1 protein-coding gene is annotated in these 732 nt (G+C 53.4%); it reads left to right on the top strand.

Annotated features, from left to right (window positions below; translation table 11 throughout):
- Window positions 1-100: 100 nt before the first annotated feature.
- On the top strand, window positions 101-732 hold a 632-nt coding region (locus PMM47T1_RS28475; RefSeq protein WP_008375926.1), incomplete at its 3' end, for a type VI lipase adapter Tla3 domain-containing protein.

Below are 732 nucleotides of genomic sequence, written 5' to 3' on the forward strand. Positions count from 1 at the left end.
CTCAGCATCAGCAGCGCCTGAACTTAATGCTGAGGATTGCCTTTATTCAGCGGACATACCGCATGTTCCAGACATTCCCCTGAACGAAATAGGTGAACAGATGAAGTTCGGAACCTTCATGATTCTGTCCGGTACATTAATGGCTTTCATGGCACATTCGGCCGGCAAAGCCTTGGCTGCGGAAACACGAGCGGACGAAGCAAAACTGCGCGATTTAGGTGAGTCAATACGTGAAGCGGATCGGCTTAAAGTAAAACAGTTTGATCTGGAAATCCGTGGCGCAGGGCTCGCCATTGACGCTAACCAACAGTCTACTATCTGGAAAAAGATTAAGAACACCAATAACAACTTCATTTCGATTCATTCGCAAGACCCGGAAAAGTACCACGAGTTCTTACAAAACCGTGAAAACCTCGCGGCCATTAATACCCGAGCCGCCTTCCGCCACTCCGCCCGCGATGGCGTCGCCTACTGGCCCATCCCCACCTTTGCCCTAGGCCCACCCGCCAGGCCGGACAACCAGTCCATGGCCGCCAGCCTGATCCTGAGCGGCAGAAACGCCGCCACCCTGGGAGTGACCCTATTCGTTTGCGAAAAGGCCGATAACACCCTTTATGCCCAAGGCATGATCCAGGAGCTGTTCGACTTCATGGAGAAAAACAAAGAGGTTCCCCAAGCGCTGATTGTCAGCAACGACGGGGATGTTACTCGCGATCTCAACCGGCCCCGCGG

The sequence above is a fragment of the Pseudomonas sp. M47T1 genome, from assembly GCF_000263855.1.
In the GTDB taxonomy this organism is placed as follows: domain Bacteria; phylum Pseudomonadota; class Gammaproteobacteria; order Pseudomonadales; family Pseudomonadaceae; genus Aquipseudomonas.